Origin of the sequence: Rhodococcus sp. T2V (assembly GCF_029269925.1) — a bacterium.
Classification (GTDB): Bacteria; Actinomycetota; Actinomycetes; order Mycobacteriales; family Mycobacteriaceae; genus Rhodococcus_F; species Rhodococcus_F koreensis.
On sequence record NZ_JARJBD010000010.1, the window covers coordinates 29,939 to 47,372 of the forward strand.

Annotated in this window: 14 protein-coding genes; 4 read left to right on the plus strand and 10 right to left on the minus strand. The window is 68.1% G+C overall.

The window, feature by feature from the left end; genetic code table 11:
* Positions 1–4: 4 nt before the first annotated feature.
* From P3H15_RS11385 to P3H15_RS11400, 4 genes are all read right to left on the minus strand, one after another.
* Positions 5–1,750, minus strand: coding sequence for an ABC transporter ATP-binding protein (locus tag P3H15_RS11385; RefSeq protein WP_276137328.1), 1,746 nt, complete (start codon positions 1,748–1,750; stop codon positions 5–7).
* On the minus strand, positions 1,747–2,721 hold the full coding sequence (locus tag P3H15_RS11390) for an ABC transporter permease (RefSeq protein ID WP_072938040.1): 975 nt from the start codon (positions 2,719–2,721) through the stop codon (positions 1,747–1,749). The genes P3H15_RS11385 and P3H15_RS11390 overlap by 4 nt, the downstream gene beginning before the upstream one ends.
* Positions 2,714–3,640, minus strand: coding sequence for an ABC transporter permease (locus P3H15_RS11395; protein WP_276137330.1), 927 nt, complete (start codon positions 3,638–3,640; stop codon positions 2,714–2,716). Before P3H15_RS11395 ends, P3H15_RS11390 begins: the two co-directional genes overlap by 8 nt.
* 122 nt (positions 3,641–3,762) lie before the next feature.
* Positions 3,763–5,379, minus strand: coding sequence for an ABC transporter substrate-binding protein (locus P3H15_RS11400; RefSeq protein WP_276137331.1), 1,617 nt, complete (start codon positions 5,377–5,379; stop codon positions 3,763–3,765).
* A gap of 316 nt (positions 5,380–5,695) precedes the next feature.
* Here P3H15_RS11400 and acs point away from each other — a divergent pair, with 316 nt between their 5' ends.
* Positions 5,696–7,747, plus strand: coding sequence for an acetate--CoA ligase (acs, locus tag P3H15_RS11405; protein WP_276137332.1), 2,052 nt, complete (start codon positions 5,696–5,698; stop codon positions 7,745–7,747).
* Positions 7,748–7,798: 51 nt separating this feature from the next.
* On the opposite strand, the gene P3H15_RS11410 is transcribed toward acs, so the two are convergent.
* Both P3H15_RS11410 and P3H15_RS11415 read right to left on the minus strand, forming a co-directional pair.
* The gene (locus P3H15_RS11410; protein WP_276137333.1) at positions 7,799–9,616 is read right to left on the minus strand and encodes an adenylate/guanylate cyclase domain-containing protein; all 1,818 of its coding nucleotides are present in this window, start codon (positions 9,614–9,616) and stop codon (positions 7,799–7,801) included.
* Between the two features lie 73 nt (positions 9,617–9,689).
* Entirely contained in the window at positions 9,690–11,075 is a 1,386-nt protein-coding gene (locus P3H15_RS11415; RefSeq protein WP_276137334.1) for an MFS transporter, read from the minus strand.
* A 176-nt stretch (positions 11,076–11,251) separates the two neighbouring features.
* Between P3H15_RS11415 and nhaA the strand changes: the two genes are divergently transcribed.
* From nhaA to P3H15_RS11430, 3 genes are read left to right on the plus strand one after another with little or no spacing between them, the layout of a single operon-like run.
* Positions 11,252–12,487: a Na+/H+ antiporter NhaA gene (nhaA, locus tag P3H15_RS11420; RefSeq protein ID WP_276137335.1), complete on the plus strand. Its 1,236-nt coding sequence runs from the start codon at positions 11,252–11,254 to the stop codon at positions 12,485–12,487.
* Entirely contained in the window at positions 12,484–13,008 is a 525-nt protein-coding gene (locus P3H15_RS11425; RefSeq protein ID WP_276137336.1) for a phage holin family protein, read from the plus strand. Before nhaA ends, P3H15_RS11425 begins: the two co-directional genes overlap by 4 nt.
* A 9-nt stretch (positions 13,009–13,017) precedes the next feature.
* On the plus strand, positions 13,018–13,956 hold the full coding sequence (locus P3H15_RS11430; protein WP_276137337.1) for an alpha/beta fold hydrolase: 939 nt from the start codon (positions 13,018–13,020) through the stop codon (positions 13,954–13,956).
* 3 nt (positions 13,957–13,959) lie between these two features.
* Here P3H15_RS11430 and marP read toward each other — a convergent pair whose 3' ends face one another.
* From marP to nth, 4 genes are read right to left on the minus strand one after another with little or no spacing between them, the layout of a single operon-like run.
* Positions 13,960–15,150: an acid resistance serine protease MarP gene (gene marP, locus P3H15_RS11435; protein WP_276137338.1), complete on the minus strand. Its 1,191-nt coding sequence runs from the start codon at positions 15,148–15,150 to the stop codon at positions 13,960–13,962.
* Complete coding sequence (locus P3H15_RS11440; protein WP_276137339.1) at positions 15,147–15,908, minus strand: CoA pyrophosphatase; 762 nt, start codon at positions 15,906–15,908, stop codon at positions 15,147–15,149. Before P3H15_RS11440 ends, marP begins: the two co-directional genes overlap by 4 nt.
* Positions 15,905–16,567, minus strand: coding sequence for a TlpA disulfide reductase family protein (locus P3H15_RS11445; RefSeq protein ID WP_095862957.1), 663 nt, complete (start codon positions 16,565–16,567; stop codon positions 15,905–15,907). The genes P3H15_RS11440 and P3H15_RS11445 overlap by 4 nt, the downstream gene beginning before the upstream one ends.
* Before the next feature lie 12 nt (positions 16,568–16,579).
* Complete coding sequence (gene nth / locus P3H15_RS11450) at positions 16,580–17,425, minus strand: endonuclease III (RefSeq protein WP_095862956.1); 846 nt, start codon at positions 17,423–17,425, stop codon at positions 16,580–16,582.
* Positions 17,426–17,434: the final 9 nt, after the last annotated feature.

The following is a 17,434-nucleotide window of genomic DNA, read 5'->3' on the forward strand; positions in this document are numbered from 1 at the left end:
CGGGTCAGGCGCCGAGCCGGATCGATCCGCCGGGAATCGCGTCCAGCAGCTTCCGCGTGTACTCCTCCTTCGGCGACGTGAAGACCTCGTCCGTGGTGGCTTTCTCCACGATCGCGCCGACGGACATGACGAGCACGTCGTCGGCGATCTGCCGCACCACCGCCAGGTCGTGGGTGATGAACAGGTACGTCAGCCCCAGCTCCGCCTGCAGGTCGTTCAGCAGCGTGAGGATCTGGTCCTGGACCAGCACGTCGAGCGCCGACACCGCCTCGTCGCACACCACCATCTCGGGCTGCAGCGCCAGCGCCCGGGCGATCGCCACCCGCTGCCGCTGGCCGCCCGACAACTCGTTCGGGAACCTCCGCATCACCGAAGCCGGCAGCGCCACCTTGTCCAGCAGGTCGCGTACCCGCGCTTCCCGCTCCGCCTTCGTCCCCACCTTGTGGGTGCGCAGGGGCTCCTCGACGGTGCGGAAGATCGAGTACATCGGGTCGAGCGTGCCGTACGGGTTCTGGAAGATCGGCTGCACCCGCCGACGGAACGCGAGCGTCTCCCTGCGGTCCAGCGTCGCGACGTCCTTGCCGTCGAACACCACCTTCCCCGCCGTCGGAGCGAGCAGTCCCAGCACCATCTGCGCGACCGTCGACTTGCCCGACCCCGACTCGCCGACGATGGCCGTGGTCGTCCCACGCCGGACCGCGAACGAGACGTCGTCGACGGCGGTGAAGTCGGTGGACTTCCGTAGCCCGTGGCGGATCTTGAACACCTTGGTCAGCCCGGTGGCCACGACCACGTCGTCGGTGGCCTTGCCGAATTCGACGCCGATCTGCCCGTGCTCCTCGGCCTCGCCCACCACCTCGAGCGCGTGCTCCCGGATGTCCGCCCGGGCCAGCGAAGAACTCCGCCGTTGCGACGCCAGCGACGGCGCCGCGGCCACCAGTTTCCGGGTGTACGGGTGACGCGGCCGCTGCAGGATCTCCAGCGCGGGTCCCGCCTCGACCACCCGTCCCTTGCTCATCACGATCAGGTGCTCCGCCCGCTCGGCGGCCAGACCGAGGTCGTGGGTGATGAGCAGGACCGCGGTGCCGAGTTCGTCGGTGAGACCGTCGAGGTGGTCGAGGATCTGACGTTGGACCGTCACGTCGAGGGCGGACGTGGGCTCGTCCGCGATCAGCAGTTGCGGGCGGGCCGACAGCCCGATGGCGATGAGCGCGCGCTGGCGCATGCCCCCGGAGAACTCGTGCGGATACTGGCCCAGCCGGTTCTCGGCGTCGGCGAGGCCCGCCTCCTCGAGGAGCTCGGCGGCCCGCGCCTTCGCGGCCTTGCCCTTCGCGATCCCGTTGGCTTCCAACGCCTCCTCGATCTGGAACCCGACCTTCCACACCGGGTTGAGGTTGGACATCGGGTCCTGCGGGACGAGGCCGATCTTCTTCCCGCGCAGTGCGACGAACTCCCGCTCGGTCGCCTCCGCGAGGTCCTGCCCCTCGAACAGGATCCGGCCGCCGGTCACCTTTCCCGTTCCGGGCAGCAGGTTGATGATCGCGTGGGCGGTGGTGGATTTGCCCGAACCGGACTCACCGACGATAGCCACCGTCTGCCCCGGATACACCGTGAGGCTGACCCCACGCACCGCGGGCACGAGCCCGGAATGGGACTGGAACGACACCTCCAGGTCCCGGATCTCGAGCAGCGGCACCTCGTCGGCCGAATTCTGGGGTCCGGCCGGATCGTTCGCGGTCATCGCGCTCACCTCTTCCGGGCCTTGGGGTCGAGCGCGTCCCGGAGAGCGTCGCCCATCATGATGAAGCCGAGGACCGTGATCGCCAGCGCGGTCGCCGGGTAGAACAGGATCGGCGAACCCTGGCGCAGGGTGACCTGGGCGGTGCTGATGTCTCCGCCCCACGAGATCTCGGTGGACGGCAGCCCGATGCCGAGGAACGACAGCGTCGCCTCGGCCACGATGTAGATGCCGAGGGAGATGGTCGCGATCACGATGATCGGAGCGAGGGAGTTCGGCAGCACGTGCCGGATCAGGGTGCGCACGTTCGAGACGCCGAGCGCCCGCGACGCCATCACGTAGTCGTTGCCCTTCGCCGAGATCACCGCGCCCCGAGCGATTCTCGCCATCTGCGGCCACCCGAACAGGGCGAGGACGACGATCAGCGTCCAGATGGTGCGGTTGGTGAACAGCTGCATCAGGACGATCGCCGCGAGGATGAGCGGGATGCCGAAGAAGATGTCGGCGACCCGGGACAGCAGCGAGTCCACCGCGCCGCCGTAGAACCCGGCGACCGAACCGAACACCACGCCCACCACGAGCACGATCGACGTGACGCCGACACCCACCAGCACCGACGCCCGCGCCCCGTGGATCGTGCGGGAGTAGATGTCGCAGCCCTGCTTGTCGAATCCGAACCAGTGCCCCGCCGACGGCCCCTGCATGCTGAACGCGAGATCGCAGAACCGCGGGTCGGTGCTGGTGAACACGTCCGGAAACGCCGCCACGGCGATCACCACGACGATGATCACCGATGCGACCAGGAACAGCGGGCGCTTACGCAGATCGCGCCAGGCATCCGACCACATGCTCGTCGGCGGCTGGTCGATGTGGACGGCGTCGGTCTCCCCGGGCGCCGCCACTTCCTCGGGCGCCACGAAATGCGCCTGACGGGTCTTCCGGTCGCCCGTTCCGGCGGACTCGTTCTCCACTTTCTCAGACATAGCGAATCCTCGGGTCGAGCGCGGCGTACAGGAGGTCGACGATCAGGTTGGCGAGCAGATAGATGACGATCAGCACCGTCACGAAGGACACCACCGTGGGCGCCTCACCGCGGGTGACCGCCTGATAGATCGTGCCGCCGACACCGTTGATGTTGAAGATGCCCTCCGTGACGATCGCGCCGCCCATCAGGGTGGCGAGATCGGCGCCGAGGAAGGTGACCACCGGGATCAGCGAGTTCCGCAGCACGTGCACCTGCACCACCCGGCGCCGCGAAAGACCCTTGGCGGTCGCGGTCCTCACGTAGTCGGCGGTGAGGTTCTCGGCGACCGACGTCCGCGTGAGCCGGAGCACGTACGCGAACGACACGGACCCGAGGACGAAGGCGGGCAGCAGAAGATTCTTGAAGCTGGTGTTGCCCCCGACCGTCGGCGGAACCAGCCCCCACTTCACGCCGATGAAGAACTGGGCGAGGAAACCGATGACGAAGATCGGGATCGCGATGATCACCAGGCTGACGAGGAGGACGGTGCTGTCGAAGATGCCGCCCTTGCGGAGCCCGGCGAACAGGCCGAAGCCGATCCCGAAGATCCCCTCGATCGCCAGTGCCATCAGAGACAGCTTGATGGTGATCGGAAAGGCCTGCGCCAGAACCTCGCTGACGGGGCGACCGGAGAAGGACGTACCGAAGTCGAGCGTGAAGATGCCCTTCAGATACAGGAAATACTGCATCAGGAACGGTTGGTCGAGGTGGTACCGGGCGCGGAGCTGCGCCGCCACCGCGGGGCTGAGCGCCTTGTCGCCCGCCAATGCCGCGATCGGGTCTCCGGGCAGCAGGAACACCATCGCGTAGATCAGGAACGTGGCCCCGAGGAACACGGGAATCATCTGGAGCAAACGGCGACCGACGTACCAGAGCATCAGATCACCTCCTATTCGTCGGGGGCCGTGACGTCAGGAATCCGGAGCCTTGGCTCGAACTCCCGAACGGGGCCGCGAACTGACAGCTCGCGGCCCCACCCGTCGGAGAAAACTCCCGTGCGTCAGTTCTTCTCGATGTCCGAGTACATCGGGATGCCCTTCCAGTCGATGACCACGTTCGACACGTTCTCGGACCAGCCGCTCGCCGCGTTGCGGTACCACGTCGGGACCGCCGGCAGGTCGTGCAGGAGAACCTCCTGCGCCTGGTTCAGCAGGTCCTGCGCCTTGCCGGGATCGACCTCACCCGCGGAGGCGCGCAGCAGCCGGTCGAACTCGGGATTCGAGTAGTCACCGTCGTTGGAGCTGCCGCCGGTCTGGTAGTTCTGCGCGAGGAAGCCGTACTGCTGCGGGTAGTCGCCCTGCCACCCCGAACGGAACGCGCTCGGGATGGTCCGGTTGGTGGCCTCCGTGCGGATCTGCGCGAACGTCGGATACTCCTTGCCCTTCGCGTCGATACCGAGAGTGTTGCGGATGTTGTTGGCGGTGGCGTCGACCCATTCCTTGTGGCCGCCGTCGCCGTTGTACGCGATCTCGAAACTGCCCGACCACGGGGCGATGGCGTCGGCCTGGGCCCACAGCCTCTTCGCTGCCTCCGGGTCGTACTTCAGGTTGCTGTTGCCCACGAGCGAATCCGACCAGCCCTCGATGGCGGGGCTGGTGAAGTCGAGCGCGGGGGTGCGGGTGTTGTTGTAGATCTGCTGGGTGATCTGGTCGCGGTTGATCGCCATCGAGATGGCCTGCCGGCGCAGCGTGCCCTCCTCACCACTGAAGTGCGGAAGACGGCCCGGGATCGTGAACGTCTCGATGGTCGCGGACGGCTGGTTCACGGTGCGACCGGGCAGGTCGGTCTCGAACGTGGTGACGGCACTCGGCGGCACCTGGTCGAGGACGTCGACATTGCCCGCGAGCAGATCCGTGTACGCCGTGTCGAGGCTGTTGTACATGACGAAGTCGACGCCGGCGTTCTTCGGCTTGCGGTTGCCGTTGTAATTGGGGTTCACGACGGTGTCGATGCGCACGTTGTGCTGCCACGCCCCGGGACCCGACATCATGTACGGACCGTTGCCGATGGGATTCTCGCCGAACGCGGCCATGTCCTGGTACGCCACCGCGGGCAGCGGGTAGTACGCGGCGAAACCGAGACGGTCCGGGAAGGCGGACTCGGGTTGCTTCAGTTCGATCGTGAACGTCGAATCGTCGACCACCTTCAGGCCCGACATGGTCTGCGCCGTGGGGTTCTCGGCAGCCACCTCGTCGTAACCCTGGATCGGGTCGAAGAAGGACGCCTGGAGCTGCGCGTTCGTCGACAGCGCGCCGTAGTTCCAGGCGTCGACGAACGAGGCCGCGGTGACCGGCGTGCCGTCCGTGAACGTCCAGCCGTCCTTCAGCTTCACGGTGAAGTTCTTGCCGTCGGTCGTCTCGATGGACTCGGCGACCTCGTTGTTCACTCCACCGTCGGAGTCATAGGAGACGAGCCCCGCGAACAGCGCATCGACGACGCGGCCACCCTGATTCTCGCTGGTATTGGTGGGAATCAACGGATTCTGCGGTTCACCCGCCCAGGCGTTGACGATGCCGCTGCCACCCCCGCCCGTCGAGTCACCGGACGAGCAGGCGGACAGCATCCCTGCTGCCAGGCCAACCGCCAGAACAGCGGTTGCCACACGTGTGATGCGCAAGACGATCCTCCCAGATCTGCAGGGTTCCGGGCAGCCGTGCCGGGCGCAGCCCGAACGATGGGATGACGATAAGTCAACGTTTCAATCTGTGTGGCCACGACGGGTGAAACTCGCGGAATCGGCATCCGATCGAAACATCGTCGGCACTGGGGTCGCCACTCGTCGTCCACGCTTGCCGTCCGTCGCGCCCATTCGACCGATCGTCGCAGAATATGGGCATGCAACCTTGTGCAACGGTGCGCTCGGGAGCCCTTGTGACTACCCTCACACGTGCTAGAAGTGCCGAATTCGAGACTGGAAAGAAGGCCGGCCCACAATGACCAGTGCAGCACAGGCGAGCGGAGCGACGGGGAAGGCCGCACAGGCGAGCGGAGCGACGGGGAAGGCCACACAGGCGAGCGGAGCGACGGGGAAGTCCGAACCGCACGACGGCATCCCGGTGGCCTACGCGCCGAGCCCCGAGTTCACCGCTACTGCGAACGCCGGCCCCGAACTGCAGGCCGCCGCAGACGAGGACCGACTCGCATTCTGGGCGACACAGGCCGAGCGCCTGCACTGGCACACGCCCTTCACCGAGGTCCTCGACTGGTCCGACGCACCCGTCGCGAAATGGTTCGTCGGCGGCGAGTTGAATGTCGCCTACAACTGCGTCGACCGCCACGTCCTGGCAGGCAACGGCGACCGCGTCGCCATCCACTTCGAGGGCGAACCGGGCGATACCCGCGACCTGACCTACAACGACCTGCTCACCGAAGTGTCCAAGGCCGCCAACACCTTCACCGACCTCGGACTCGTCGCCGGCGACCGTGTCGCGATCTACATGCCGATGATCCCCGAGGCCATCGTCACCATGCTCGCCTGCGCCCGCCTCGGTCTGACCCACTCGGTGGTGTTCGCCGGCTTCTCCGCCAGCGCCCTGCGCTCGCGCATCGACGACGCCGAAGCCAAACTCGTCGTCACCGTCGACGGGCAGTGGCGCCGCGGCCAGGCCGCACCCCTCAAGCCCGCCGTCGACGAGGCGCTGGCCGGCGAAGCCGGTGATCCGACCGATGCCGGGGCCACCTCGGTGAAGCACGTTCTCGTCGTCAAGCGCACCGGCATCGACGTCGCGGTCGCCGACGGCCGGGACCTGTGGTGGCACGAGACCGTCGACAAGGCCTCCGGCACCCACGAGGCGACCCCGTTCGACGCCGAGCACCCGCTGTTCATCCTCTACACCTCCGGCACCACCGGAAAGCCCAAGGGCATCATCCACACCTCCGGCGGCTACCTCACCCAGGCCTCCTACACCCACCACAACGTGTTCGACCACAAGGCCGGGCGCGACGTGTACTGGTGCACCGCCGACATCGGCTGGGTCACCGGCCACAGCTACATCGTCTACGGACCGCTGTCCAACGGTGTCACCCAGGTGGTCTACGAGGGCACCCCGAACTCCCCCGACGAGCACCGCCACTTCCAGATCATCGAAAAGTACGGCGTCAGCATCTACTACACCGCCCCCACCCTGGTGCGCACGTTCATGAAGTGGGGCCGCGAGATTCCCGACGCCCACGACCTGTCCAGCATCCGGCTCCTCGGCTCGGTCGGCGAACCGATCAACCCCGAGGCCTGGAAATGGTTCCGCGAGGTGATCGGCGGCAACCAGGCCCCGATCGTCGACACCTGGTGGCAGACCGAGACCGGCGCCATCATGATCTCCCCGCTGCCCGGGATCACCGCCACCAAACCCGGCTCCGCGATGGCACCGCTGCCCGGCATCTCCGCGAAGATCGTCGACGACGACGCGAACGAACTCGGCGCCGGCGGCTCCGGCTACCTCGTCCTCGACAAGCCGTGGCCGGCGATGCTCCGCGGCATCTGGGGCGACATGGACCGCTACCGCGACACCTACTGGTCCCGCTACCCCGAGCAGGGCTGGTACTTCGCCGGTGACGGCGCCAAGTACGACGACGACGGCGCCCTGTGGGTCCTCGGCCGCGTCGACGACGTCATGAACGTCTCCGGCCACCGCATCTCCACCTCCGAGGTCGAATCCGCCCTCGTCGGCCACCACGGCGTCGCCGAAGCCGCCGTCGTCGGCGCCGCCGACGAGACCACCGGCCAGGGCATCGTCGCGTTCGTCATCCTCCGCGAAGGTGTGGAGAACACCGGCGACACCCTCATCGCCGAACTCAAGGCCGAGGTGTCCCGGGAGATCAGCCCGATCGCCAAGCCCCGCCAGATCACGATCGTCCCCGAACTCCCCAAGACGAGGTCGGGCAAGATCATGCGGCGCCTGCTCAAGGACATCGCCGAGGGCCGCGACCTCGGCGACACCTCCACCCTCGTCGACCCCAAGGTCTTCGACGCCATCCGCGGCAAGTAGGGCGCTCCGCGCCCCGTGAGTGGTTGACGAGTCTCTGCACTCCTCAACCACTCACGGGCGGCGAAGCCGCCACAGCGTCTGCTCCTCGCCGATTCCCTTCAGCCCGGTTTTGAAGACGTCGCACCGGTAGCCGGACGTCGCGAGCAGCGGCGCCACCTCCGGGTCGTCGTGCACGGCCAGGGACAGGACGATGTCTCCGCCCGCGGCACAGCCCTGTACCCGGGCCGCCAGGTTGACCGTCGCACCGAAGTAGTCGGTCCGGCCGTTGTTGTCGATCATCACGGCGGGCCCCTGGTGCAACCCGACTTTCAACGACACCGAGTCGTCGTCGCCGAGGTGCCGGCGACGGAAGTCGTCCCAGCCCGCCTGCATCGACGCCGCCGCAGACCAGGCCTCCCGCGCGTCCGCGAACGTCGCCATGACCGCGTCACCCATCTGCTTCACGACGCTGCCGTTCTCGCGGACCACCGCGTCACGCAGGTAGCGGAAATGGCTCTGCACGAACGCAAACGCCCGGACGTCGCCGATGCGCTCGTACAGGGCGGTCGAACCGCTCAGATCCGTGAACAGCACCGCCAGGTTCGCGATCCCGATCTCGTCGCCCGGCGCCACCCCTTGATCCGGGAACAGGTCCTGGAAACCGTCGAGCGACGTCACGAGCGCGCCGGTCGCCGCGGCGTCCTTCCACCGCTCCCGCTCGACCACCACCAGCGCCTCACCGGGAAGCCGGTTCGCGACCTCCAGCAGGCAGGCACCGTCGGTGCCGGGCGCATCACGCACCCGAAGTTCACCGGGCCCGCAGTCGACCCGAAGCGTGCCACCGGCCGGACCGACCTCGCAGGCCACCGGGGCACCCACCTGGTAGCACCGGATGCGCAGCCACCCGGGGTCGAGTTCGAGTCGCTCGCAGCGCCGCTCCCCCGGCTCGAGCCGCAACTGAGCCACCGCCGACGGTGAATTCGCCGGACCCCCGATGCAGTACCGGGCCCGCTCCGCCCGGCGGACGGCCGGGTTGACGTCGAAACGGATCTCCACCGACTGCGCGAGGTCGGTGTCGAACGCGATGTCGCAGGTGTCGCAGTGGACGCGGCTCGGCAACTGTCGAATGTGGGCGGCGTCCTCGCGGGCGGTCCGGCAGACCGGGCACAGCACGCTCCAGTTCAGGTCCAGCAGACCGCAGTCCGCGGCGTGGAGGAAAACGTACAGCAGCTGTATCCGGTCGGCACCCCAGCGGTCCGCAAGCTCGAACGGGCGCATGCCCGTCACCTCCAGGTCGGACGCGGTCCGCAAGTGGGACTCCAAGCGCCCGATCAAGTTCGGGGCGTCGTGCGATCGCGACAGCTGCGCCGTACGGAATTCGAGCCGGCCTGCGTCGAACTGCTCCGGCGGCGGCAGGGCGGGGACGGCATGCGCGCGCGGGTCGCGGACGTGTCGCTCCAGCGCGTGCGCGAGCGCGAGCGTCTTCCGTATTCCCGTGCGTGCCAGCAGCGTTCGAGCAGCGATCGCGCCGAACCGGGTACGCGGGACGATCCGGGCGAACACCTCGACCTCGGTGGCGTCGGCGGCCGGGTGGAGCCGGACACCCGTGGACACCTCCGCGAGCGGACCGCGGGAGAAACGGCGAAGGACCTCATAGAAGCGGCCCTCGACCCACTCGAACGGGAACTCCTCGTACCGCACCCGCCGCCCGTACGAACGCGTCTCCGCCGAATAGTGCCCCTTGCGGCGCCGGTCCAGCATTGGAGCGAAGCGCACCGGCGACAGATCGATGTTGCGATTGAGCCGATCGGTATCGGCGAGGAACGACCACAGATCCTGCTTCGGCAGCCGGATCCGGGCCTTCCTGGACAGCAGCACGGCTTTCGCCATGCAAGAACTATAGGCCGCTCCGCTGCCCGTGAGTGGTCGACGAGTCCCTGGACTCGTCAACCACTCACGGGGGCTACGCCCCTACGTCGTCGAGGGACTCGTTCTTCGTCTCCTTCATCACCAGCAGCGCGATGAACGTGAGCGCGGCGGCGATCAGCAGGTAGATGCCCACCCAGCCGACGCCGTACGACGTGGCGAGCCAGGTGGCGATGAACGGTGCGACGGCGGCGCCCAGGATGCTGGCGGTGTTGTAGGCGATCCCCGAACCCGTGTAGCGCACGTTGGTCGGGAACAGCTCCGGCAGAACGGCGCTCATCGGCCCGAACGTCATGCCCATCAACAACATTCCGATGGCCAGGAACACGAGCATGCGGGCGTTGCTCATGCCGTCCTGGTTCAGCATGACACCGAACGTGAGGCCGAACAGCATGATGAACCCGGTGATCGTGAGCAGCGTGATGCGGCGACCGAAGCGGTCGGCCAGCCACCCCGACACGGGGACGGCGCCGGCGAAGAACAGGACCGCGACCAGTTGCAGCACCAGGAAGTCGGTGTAGTGGAAGCCGGCTCCCGTGCCGCCCTGCGCGGGGGTCTTGCCGGTGCCGTAGCTCAGCACCCAGGTGGTCATGATGTAGAAGAGCGTGTAGGTGGCGAGCATGACGAACGTGCCGATGATCAGCTGACGCCAGCTGGTCTTGAACACCTCGGCGATCGGGGTCTTCACCTTCTCGCCGCGCGCGACGGCGCGGGCGAACACGGGCGTCTCCTCCAGCTTGAGCCGCACGTACAGACCGATCATCACCATGATCGCGCTGAGCAGGAACGGGATCCGCCAGCCCCAGGTGAGGAACGCGCCGTCCAGGTCGGGGCTGCTGTTGTCGTGGTCCAGGAACAGCGTGATGATCAGGAACAGACCGTTGGCGAGGAAGAAGCCGATCGGCGCGCCCAGCTGCGGCCACATGGCCGCCCACGCGCGCTTGCCCTTCTGGGCGGTTTCGGTCGCGAGCAGTGCCGCGCCGCTCCACTCACCGCCCAGTCCCAGACCCTGGCAGAAGCGCATCAACGCCAGCAGCGCGGGCGCGACGATGCCGATCTGGTGGTAGGTCGGCAGCAGTCCGATCACGAACGTGGCGATGCCCATGGTGAGGAGGGAGCCGACGAGCGTCGTCTTGCGTCCGATGCGGTCGCCGAAGTGGCCGAACAGGATCGAACCGAGCGGCCGCGCGACGAACGCGAGTCCGAACGTGGCGAGGGACGCCAGCAGGGCGGTGGTGCCGTTTCCCTTGGGGAAGAACAGATGCGGGAACACGGACACGGCCGCGGTCGCATAGATGTAGAAGTCGTAGAACTCGATGGACGTTCCCACCATGCTCGCGACGACGATCCGGCTTCTGGGTACGCCGGCGACGGTGGCCCCGCCGTCCGGATCTGGCTTCGACGTATCGACGGCACTGCTCACTCGACTTACTCCTGCACGATGCTATTTCAACTATTGGGACGAACGTCCATTCCTTAGGAATTGAACACCTCGTGTCTTTCGCTTGGCAAATTGGATAAGCTCTCCTCGGTGCGCCGGGAAGTCTGGTCGGCAGAGCATGTGCCGTACCCCGACCACATCGAAAGCGAGCGACCCCGGTGACCCAGCCCCTCCGCTCCGAACTCTCCCGCTACCTCCGCACCGAGACGGTCGGCGGTTCGATCCTGCTCGCCGCCGCCGCGGTCGCCCTCCTGTGGGCGAACTCGCCCGTCTCGGATTCCTACTTCGCGTTGCGCGACTGGACGATCGGCCCGGAGGCGCTCCACCTGAACCTGACGGTCGGGACGTGGGCGCAGGACGGGCTGCTGGCGGTCTTCTTCTTCGTCGCCGGACTGGAACTGAAACGGGAACTGGTGGTGGGCGAACTCGCCGACCGCAAACGTGCGCTGCTCCCGATCATCGCGGCCTGCGGCGGCGTCGTGGTGCCCGCGATCATCGCCGCGACGATCGGCGCCGGAACACCCGGCATGGACCGGGGCTGGGCCATCCCCGTCGCCACCGACATCGCGTTCGCACTGGGTGTGCTGGCGCTGACCGGGTCCCGCATCCCGGCGAGCGCCCGCGTGTTCCTGCTCAGCCTGGCCGTCGTCGACGACCTTCTCGCGATCGTGCTCATCGCCGTCCTGTTCACCAGTTCGATCGCCCTGCTGTGGCTGCTGGGCGCCGCCGTGTGCCTGGCCGTCTACGCGGTCGCCCAGCACCGGCGCATCACCACCCCACTGCTCTACGTTCCGCTCGCGCTGTTCGCCTGGTACTGCATGCACCTAGCCGGAATCCACGCCACGCTGGCCGGCGTCGCCCTCGGCCTCCTCACCCGGGTGCGGCGCGACCCCGGCGAACGCGAATCCCCCGCGTCCCGCCTCGAGCACCGCATCCAGCCGTTGTCGGCGGGCTTCTGCGTCCCGGTGTTCGCCCTGTTCGCGTCCGGGGTCGCTCTCAGCAGCGAGCTCCTCGGGCAACTGTTCATCAACCCCATCTCGCAGGCCGTGATCGCCGGCCTCCTCGTCGGCAAGACCGTCGGCATCTTCGGCGTCTCCTGGCTCGCGATCCGCCTGGGTATCGCGAAGAAACCGCGAGCACTGGGGTTCCGGGACATGTTTGCCCTCTCAGTGCTCGGCGCGATCGGGTTCACCGTTAGCCTTCTCGTAGCGGATCTCGCGCTTGCGGGAATCGGTGACGGCAGCGCGGCCGAAATAGCTAAGGTCGCGGTGCTCGTGACATCGTTGACAGCGTCGCTGATCGGATCAGCGTTACTGTGGCGACGCGGTCGGGCCCATGCGGCCCGGCAGGATGACTCGGACGTGCAAGAGCTACCTGGAGGGGTCGACAAGTGAGCATCACTCACGGCAAGGGAGACAGCCCGCGTTATACGGGAGACGGGGTGCCGAACACGGTGTCGTCGATCCCGCTCACGGACGTGGACGCTCAGACACCCGGCGAGGCGAGCCTCGGCACGCTGGTCAAGCATGCGACCGCGCAGGTGTCCACCCTCGTCCGCGCCGAGGTCGAGCTCGCGAAGGCCGAGGTCACCGGTGAGGTCAAGAAGGGCCTGCAGGGCAGCCTGTTCTTCATCCTCGCGTTTACCGTGCTGCTGTTCAGCTCGTTCTTCTTCTTCTTCTTCCTCGCCGAACTCCTCGACGTGTGGATCGCCCGCTGGCTGGCGTTCCTGATCGTCTTCCTGATCATGCTCGTGGTGACGGCGATCCTCGCGCTGCTCGGTTATCTGCGGGTTCGCAAACTCCGCGCACCCGAGAAGACACTCGACTCCCTGAGGCAGGCCAAGACGGTGCTGCCCACGTCGTACTCGGATGCGGAGGCCCATCTCGCATCGCCCAGCGGACGTCACGCGCGGTAACTCGCTCCTGTGGCACCACCCGATCCGTCCACCGTCCGTTTCGACGGCCCCTGGATTCATCGCGACATCCATGCCAACGGAATCCGATTCCACACCGTCGAGGTCGGCGCATCCGCACCGGATGCGCCGCTCGTCGTCCTGCTGCACGGGTTCGCGGACTTCTGGTGGTCGTGGCGCCACCAGCTGACCGCGCTGTCCGAGCAGGGGTGCCGGGCCGTCGCCGTCGACCTCCGCGGCTACGGCGATTCCGACAAACCGCCGCGCGGCTACGACGGGTGGACGCTGGCCGGCGACATCGCCGGCCTGATCCGGGCGATGGGCTACGGCGAGGCCACACTGGTCGGGCACGCCGACGGCGGCCTGGTCTGCTGGGCCACGGCGGTCCTCCATGCTCGTCTCGTCCGGTCGATCGCACTGGTCAGCTCACCGCATCCCCTCGCGCTCAAGCAGGCCGTCCTCCACGACCGCTACCAGCGCAAAGCTTTGCTGCCCTCGTTCGTCTCCTGCCAGGTGCCGTGGCGTCCCGAACGTCGCCTCACCCGGGACAACGGGTCGGAGGTCGAGCGGTTGATCCGCGAACGCTCCGGCCCCGGCTGGACCGAGAATCCGGAATTCGACGTCGTCGTGTCACGGATGCGGTCGGCGATCCAGATTCCCGGCACCGCGCACTGCACCCTGGAGTACCAGCGGTGGGCGTTCCGCAGTCAGTTCCGGCCGGACGGCAGCCGGTTCATGGCGTCGATGGATCAAATTCTGCGGATCCCCGTCCTGCACCTGCACGGCGACCTCGACCCGTACGTGCTCGCGGACACCGTGCGCCGCAGCCACCGCTTCGCACCCACCCAGCAGATGCAGACCGTCACCGGGGTCGGCCACTACGCGCACTGGGAAGCCCCGGAACGCGTCAACGCCGCCCTGCTCGACCTCGTCGCGCCCCGCACGGCCTGACCGTCAGAGGATGCACGCCCCGGTGTCCACGGCGACCGAAGCCCCGGACGCCGCCTGCAACTGACGCGACACCTCGGCGGCAGTGAGCACGAACCCGGTGTCGCTGTTGTCGACGGCGGCGCCGAAGACCACCCCGAGCACCCGGCCGTCGCTGTCGACGAGCGGCCCGCCCGAGTTGCCCTGCCGGATGGAACCGCGGACCGTGTACACCTCACGCTGAACGGTGCCCGCCCGGTAGATGTCGGGACCGCTGAGGTCCAGGATCTCCCGGACCCGCGCGGCGCTGGCCGTGTACGGGCCGCCGCCCGGGTAGCCGAGCACCAGCGCGTTGTCGCCGGTCCGCGCAGGCTCGGGCGCGAAGTTCAGGACGGGAGCGTCCAGTCCGGGCACCTCGAGGACCGCGACGTCGGCGGACGGGTCGAACAGCACGACCTCGGCGTCCATCGGGCCGTTCGCAGTGTCGACGACGATCCCGGCCGTTCCCGCGACCACGTGCGCGTTGGTCATCACCCGGTCGGGTGCCACGACGAACCCGGATCCCTCCAGCGCGCGCTGGCAACTCGGGGCAACACCCCGGATCCTCAGCACGCTCGACTGCAGCGAGGACGCGACGGGGCTCTCCAGGACACTGGCGTCCGGCGGGTCGACGGTCGTGATGGGGGTGCGCCCGAACGGCCCGATGACGTCGGGAAGCCCGGACGTGTCGAGCAGCGCGGTGAACTCGGTGGGCAGTTGCCGCATCCAGGCGGGCGCGATGTTGTCGACCGTCTCGAGGACGCTCGACCCGCGCACCGCAGCCGCCAGCTGAGGCTGCGACGAGGACGTGAGCGGGATCGCCAGCAGCCACGCCGCGATGAACACCGCGATGGCCTGCACGCAGGCGCCGATCACGCTGTCGACGGAACGCGCGACCGGACTGTGCATGCTTCCCCGCGCGGCCCGCCCGAGGACCATGCCCGCGACCTCGCCGACGATCACCAGCACCACGATCAGGGCGATGCCGACCAGCACGCGACCGCGGCCCTCGTCCACGTGCACCAGCACGTGCGGGGCGATCAGGATGCCCGCGACCGCGCCCAGCACCACGCCGATGAAGGCGAGTACCGACGCCACGGCGCCCTGCCGCCAGCCGGACGTCGCCGCGACGAAGGCGATCAGGACGATCGCGAGGTCGATCCAGTGCGAGCCCGTCATCGTTCGGCCGCCGGCCGGCCGTGACCGTGGGTCAGGTGGTCGTCGTCGAGGTCGTTGTCGAGTTCGGCGAGGACGGTGTCGAGGTCGCGGATGTCGTGGCGGTCCCACTCCTGTTCCCAACCGGAGACGGCGAACAGGGCGGCGAGGATGCCGGCGGTGAAACCCCATACGAGCATGCCGTCGACGGTGAACGCCGGCCCCTGGTATCCGGCCGGGTGACGCACCTGGAACCGGTTCCGCGGATCGATCAGGGTGTGCACCGGTACGCGGGCGACACGTTCGGCCTCCGCGGGATCGACCACGCCGACCGCGCTGGGCGTCTCCCAGTATGCGAGGACGGGAGTGACGTCGAAGCCGGACGGCGGGATGAAGATCTCCTCGAGCACGGCGAGCGGGCGGACACCGGACGGGTCGAGTCCCGTTTCCTCCTGGGCCTCCCGCAGCGCGGTGGCGATCGGTCCCTCGTCGCCGGGGTCGCTGGCGCCGCCGGGGAAGGCCACCTGACCACTGTGCTGGCGCATGGTGGACGCACGCTGGGTGAGCAGGACGTCGGCGTCGGCGGGCAGGCCGCCCGCCATCAGCGGGTCCGCGTCGACGGGACCGCCGAACAACACGAGCACCGCCGCCTCACGGGTGATCGCACCACGGGGTGCGCGCCGATCGAGGACGGGGTTGATCCGGTGCGGGTCGGCCGGCGTGCGGTGCACGACCCGGCGCAGCCAGGGCGGAACGGCGACGCCGTCCACGGAAGACGTCATGCCGCCACCCCCAGGTTCTGTTCGACGGCGTCCGCGATCTCGTCGACACTGCGGAACGGCTGCGGCAGCACCTTCGCCACCGTGCCGTCGGGCCGGATCAGCACCGAGACCGGGAGGACGGGAGGGGCCCCGACCGCGACGCGGACGCGACCGTCGCCGTCCTGCACACCGGGTAGGGTGACGGAGTAATCGATGAGCCGCGACAGCGCGCTGGACTCGTTGGGATCGGTGTGCACCGTAAGCACGGTAACCGCGTCGCCCGCACGATCCGAAAACTGCTGCATATAGGGCAGCTCCTCGGCGCAGGGGCCACACCAGTACGCCCACAGGTTCAGCAGCGCCGGTTTACCACCGAGCGCGGCCGCCAGATCCACCTGACTGCCGTCGCCCACGCATTCCAGTGTGATGCCGGACAGCACCGGATCCGCCGAAGGCCCGGACGCGGCCGCCGGGGCGGGGCACGGGGCCAGGCCCGCTTGCGTCCTCAGTGCCGCGAGCGCGTCGGGATCGGCGCTCACCGACGTCGGGGTGCTGCCGCCCGCACCGAACCGGTCCTCGTACGACGGCGTCTCCGCGTCGTCGCCCCGCGGCCAGATCGCGACGACGAGAGCCACCACGACCACGAGGGCGGCCAGACTCCACCGCGCTGCACTAGACACTCGTCTCTACCCTCACCTGCCGGCCAGACGCAGCAGATGCTCCGTCTCCGGTCCACGAACAAGTCCGGCGGCGACGTCGGGGTCGATCGGGCCGAGCCCGTACGACGGACAGTCGCCAGCGAGCACACACACCCCGCAGGCGGGCTTGCGGGCGTGGCAGACGCGTCTGCCGTGGAAGATCACCCGATGCGAGAGCAGCGTCCACTCCTTGCGCTCGATCAGGGCGCCGATGGCGTGCTCGACCTTGACCGGGTCTTCCTCCTCGGTCCACTTCCACCGCCGCACGAGCCGCCCGAAGTGGGTGTCGACCGTGATTCCCGGCACATCGAACGCGTTGCCGAGGATCACGTTGGCCGTCTTCCGGCCGATCCCGGGCAGCGTCACGAGATCCTTCAGATTGCCGGGAACCTCACCGTCGAAACGCTCGAGCAGCGCCTGCCCGAGCCCGATCAGAGAGTTCGTCTTGTTTCGGTAGAAACCCGTGGACCGGATGTACTCCTCGAGTTCGGTCCGTTCGGCCTCCGCGTACGCCTTCGCGTCGGGGTAGCGGGCGAACAGCGCCGGCGTCACCATGTTCACCCGCACGTCAGTGCACTGCGCGGACAGGATCGTCGCGACGGCGAGGTCCAGGGGTGTGGTGAAGTCGAGTTCGCAGTAGACGTGGGGGAAGGCCTCGGCGAGCCTGCGGTTCATCCGCCGGGCGCGCCGGACGAGTCCGAGTCGGGTTTCTTCCTGCTTCGCGGCCCGAGAACGGGTGCGTCCACGCACTTCGGAGCCGTCGCTGGGGGTCGCATGCACGGGATCAACTCTACGGATACCCGACCGATCCGAATTGCTGCTGTGTCGCTTCTGAGACATTTGCAGTGT

Bases quoted from the DNA above. Each gene is read 5' to 3' on its own strand.
- P3H15_RS11390 (WP_072938040.1), bottom strand. From the start codon at position 2,721: ATGTCTGAGAAAGTGGAGAACGAGTCCGCCGGAACGGGCGACCGGAAG.
- P3H15_RS11395 (WP_276137330.1), bottom strand. From the start codon at position 3,640: ATGCTCTGGTACGTCGGTCGCCGTTTGCTCCAGATGATTCCCGTGTTC.
- acs (WP_276137332.1), top strand. From the start codon at position 5,696: ATGACCAGTGCAGCACAGGCGAGCGGAGCGACGGGGAAGGCCGCACAG.
- P3H15_RS11410 (WP_276137333.1), bottom strand. From the start codon at position 9,616: ATGGCGAAAGCCGTGCTGCTGTCCAGGAAGGCCCGGATCCGGCTGCCG.
- marP (WP_276137338.1), bottom strand. From the start codon at position 15,150: ATGACGGGCTCGCACTGGATCGACCTCGCGATCGTCCTGATCGCCTTC.
- P3H15_RS11440 (WP_276137339.1), bottom strand. From the start codon at position 15,908: ATGACGTCTTCCGTGGACGGCGTCGCCGTTCCGCCCTGGCTGCGCCGG.
- nth (WP_095862956.1), bottom strand. From the start codon at position 17,425: ATGTCTCAGAAGCGACACAGCAGCAATTCGGATCGGTCGGGTATCCGT.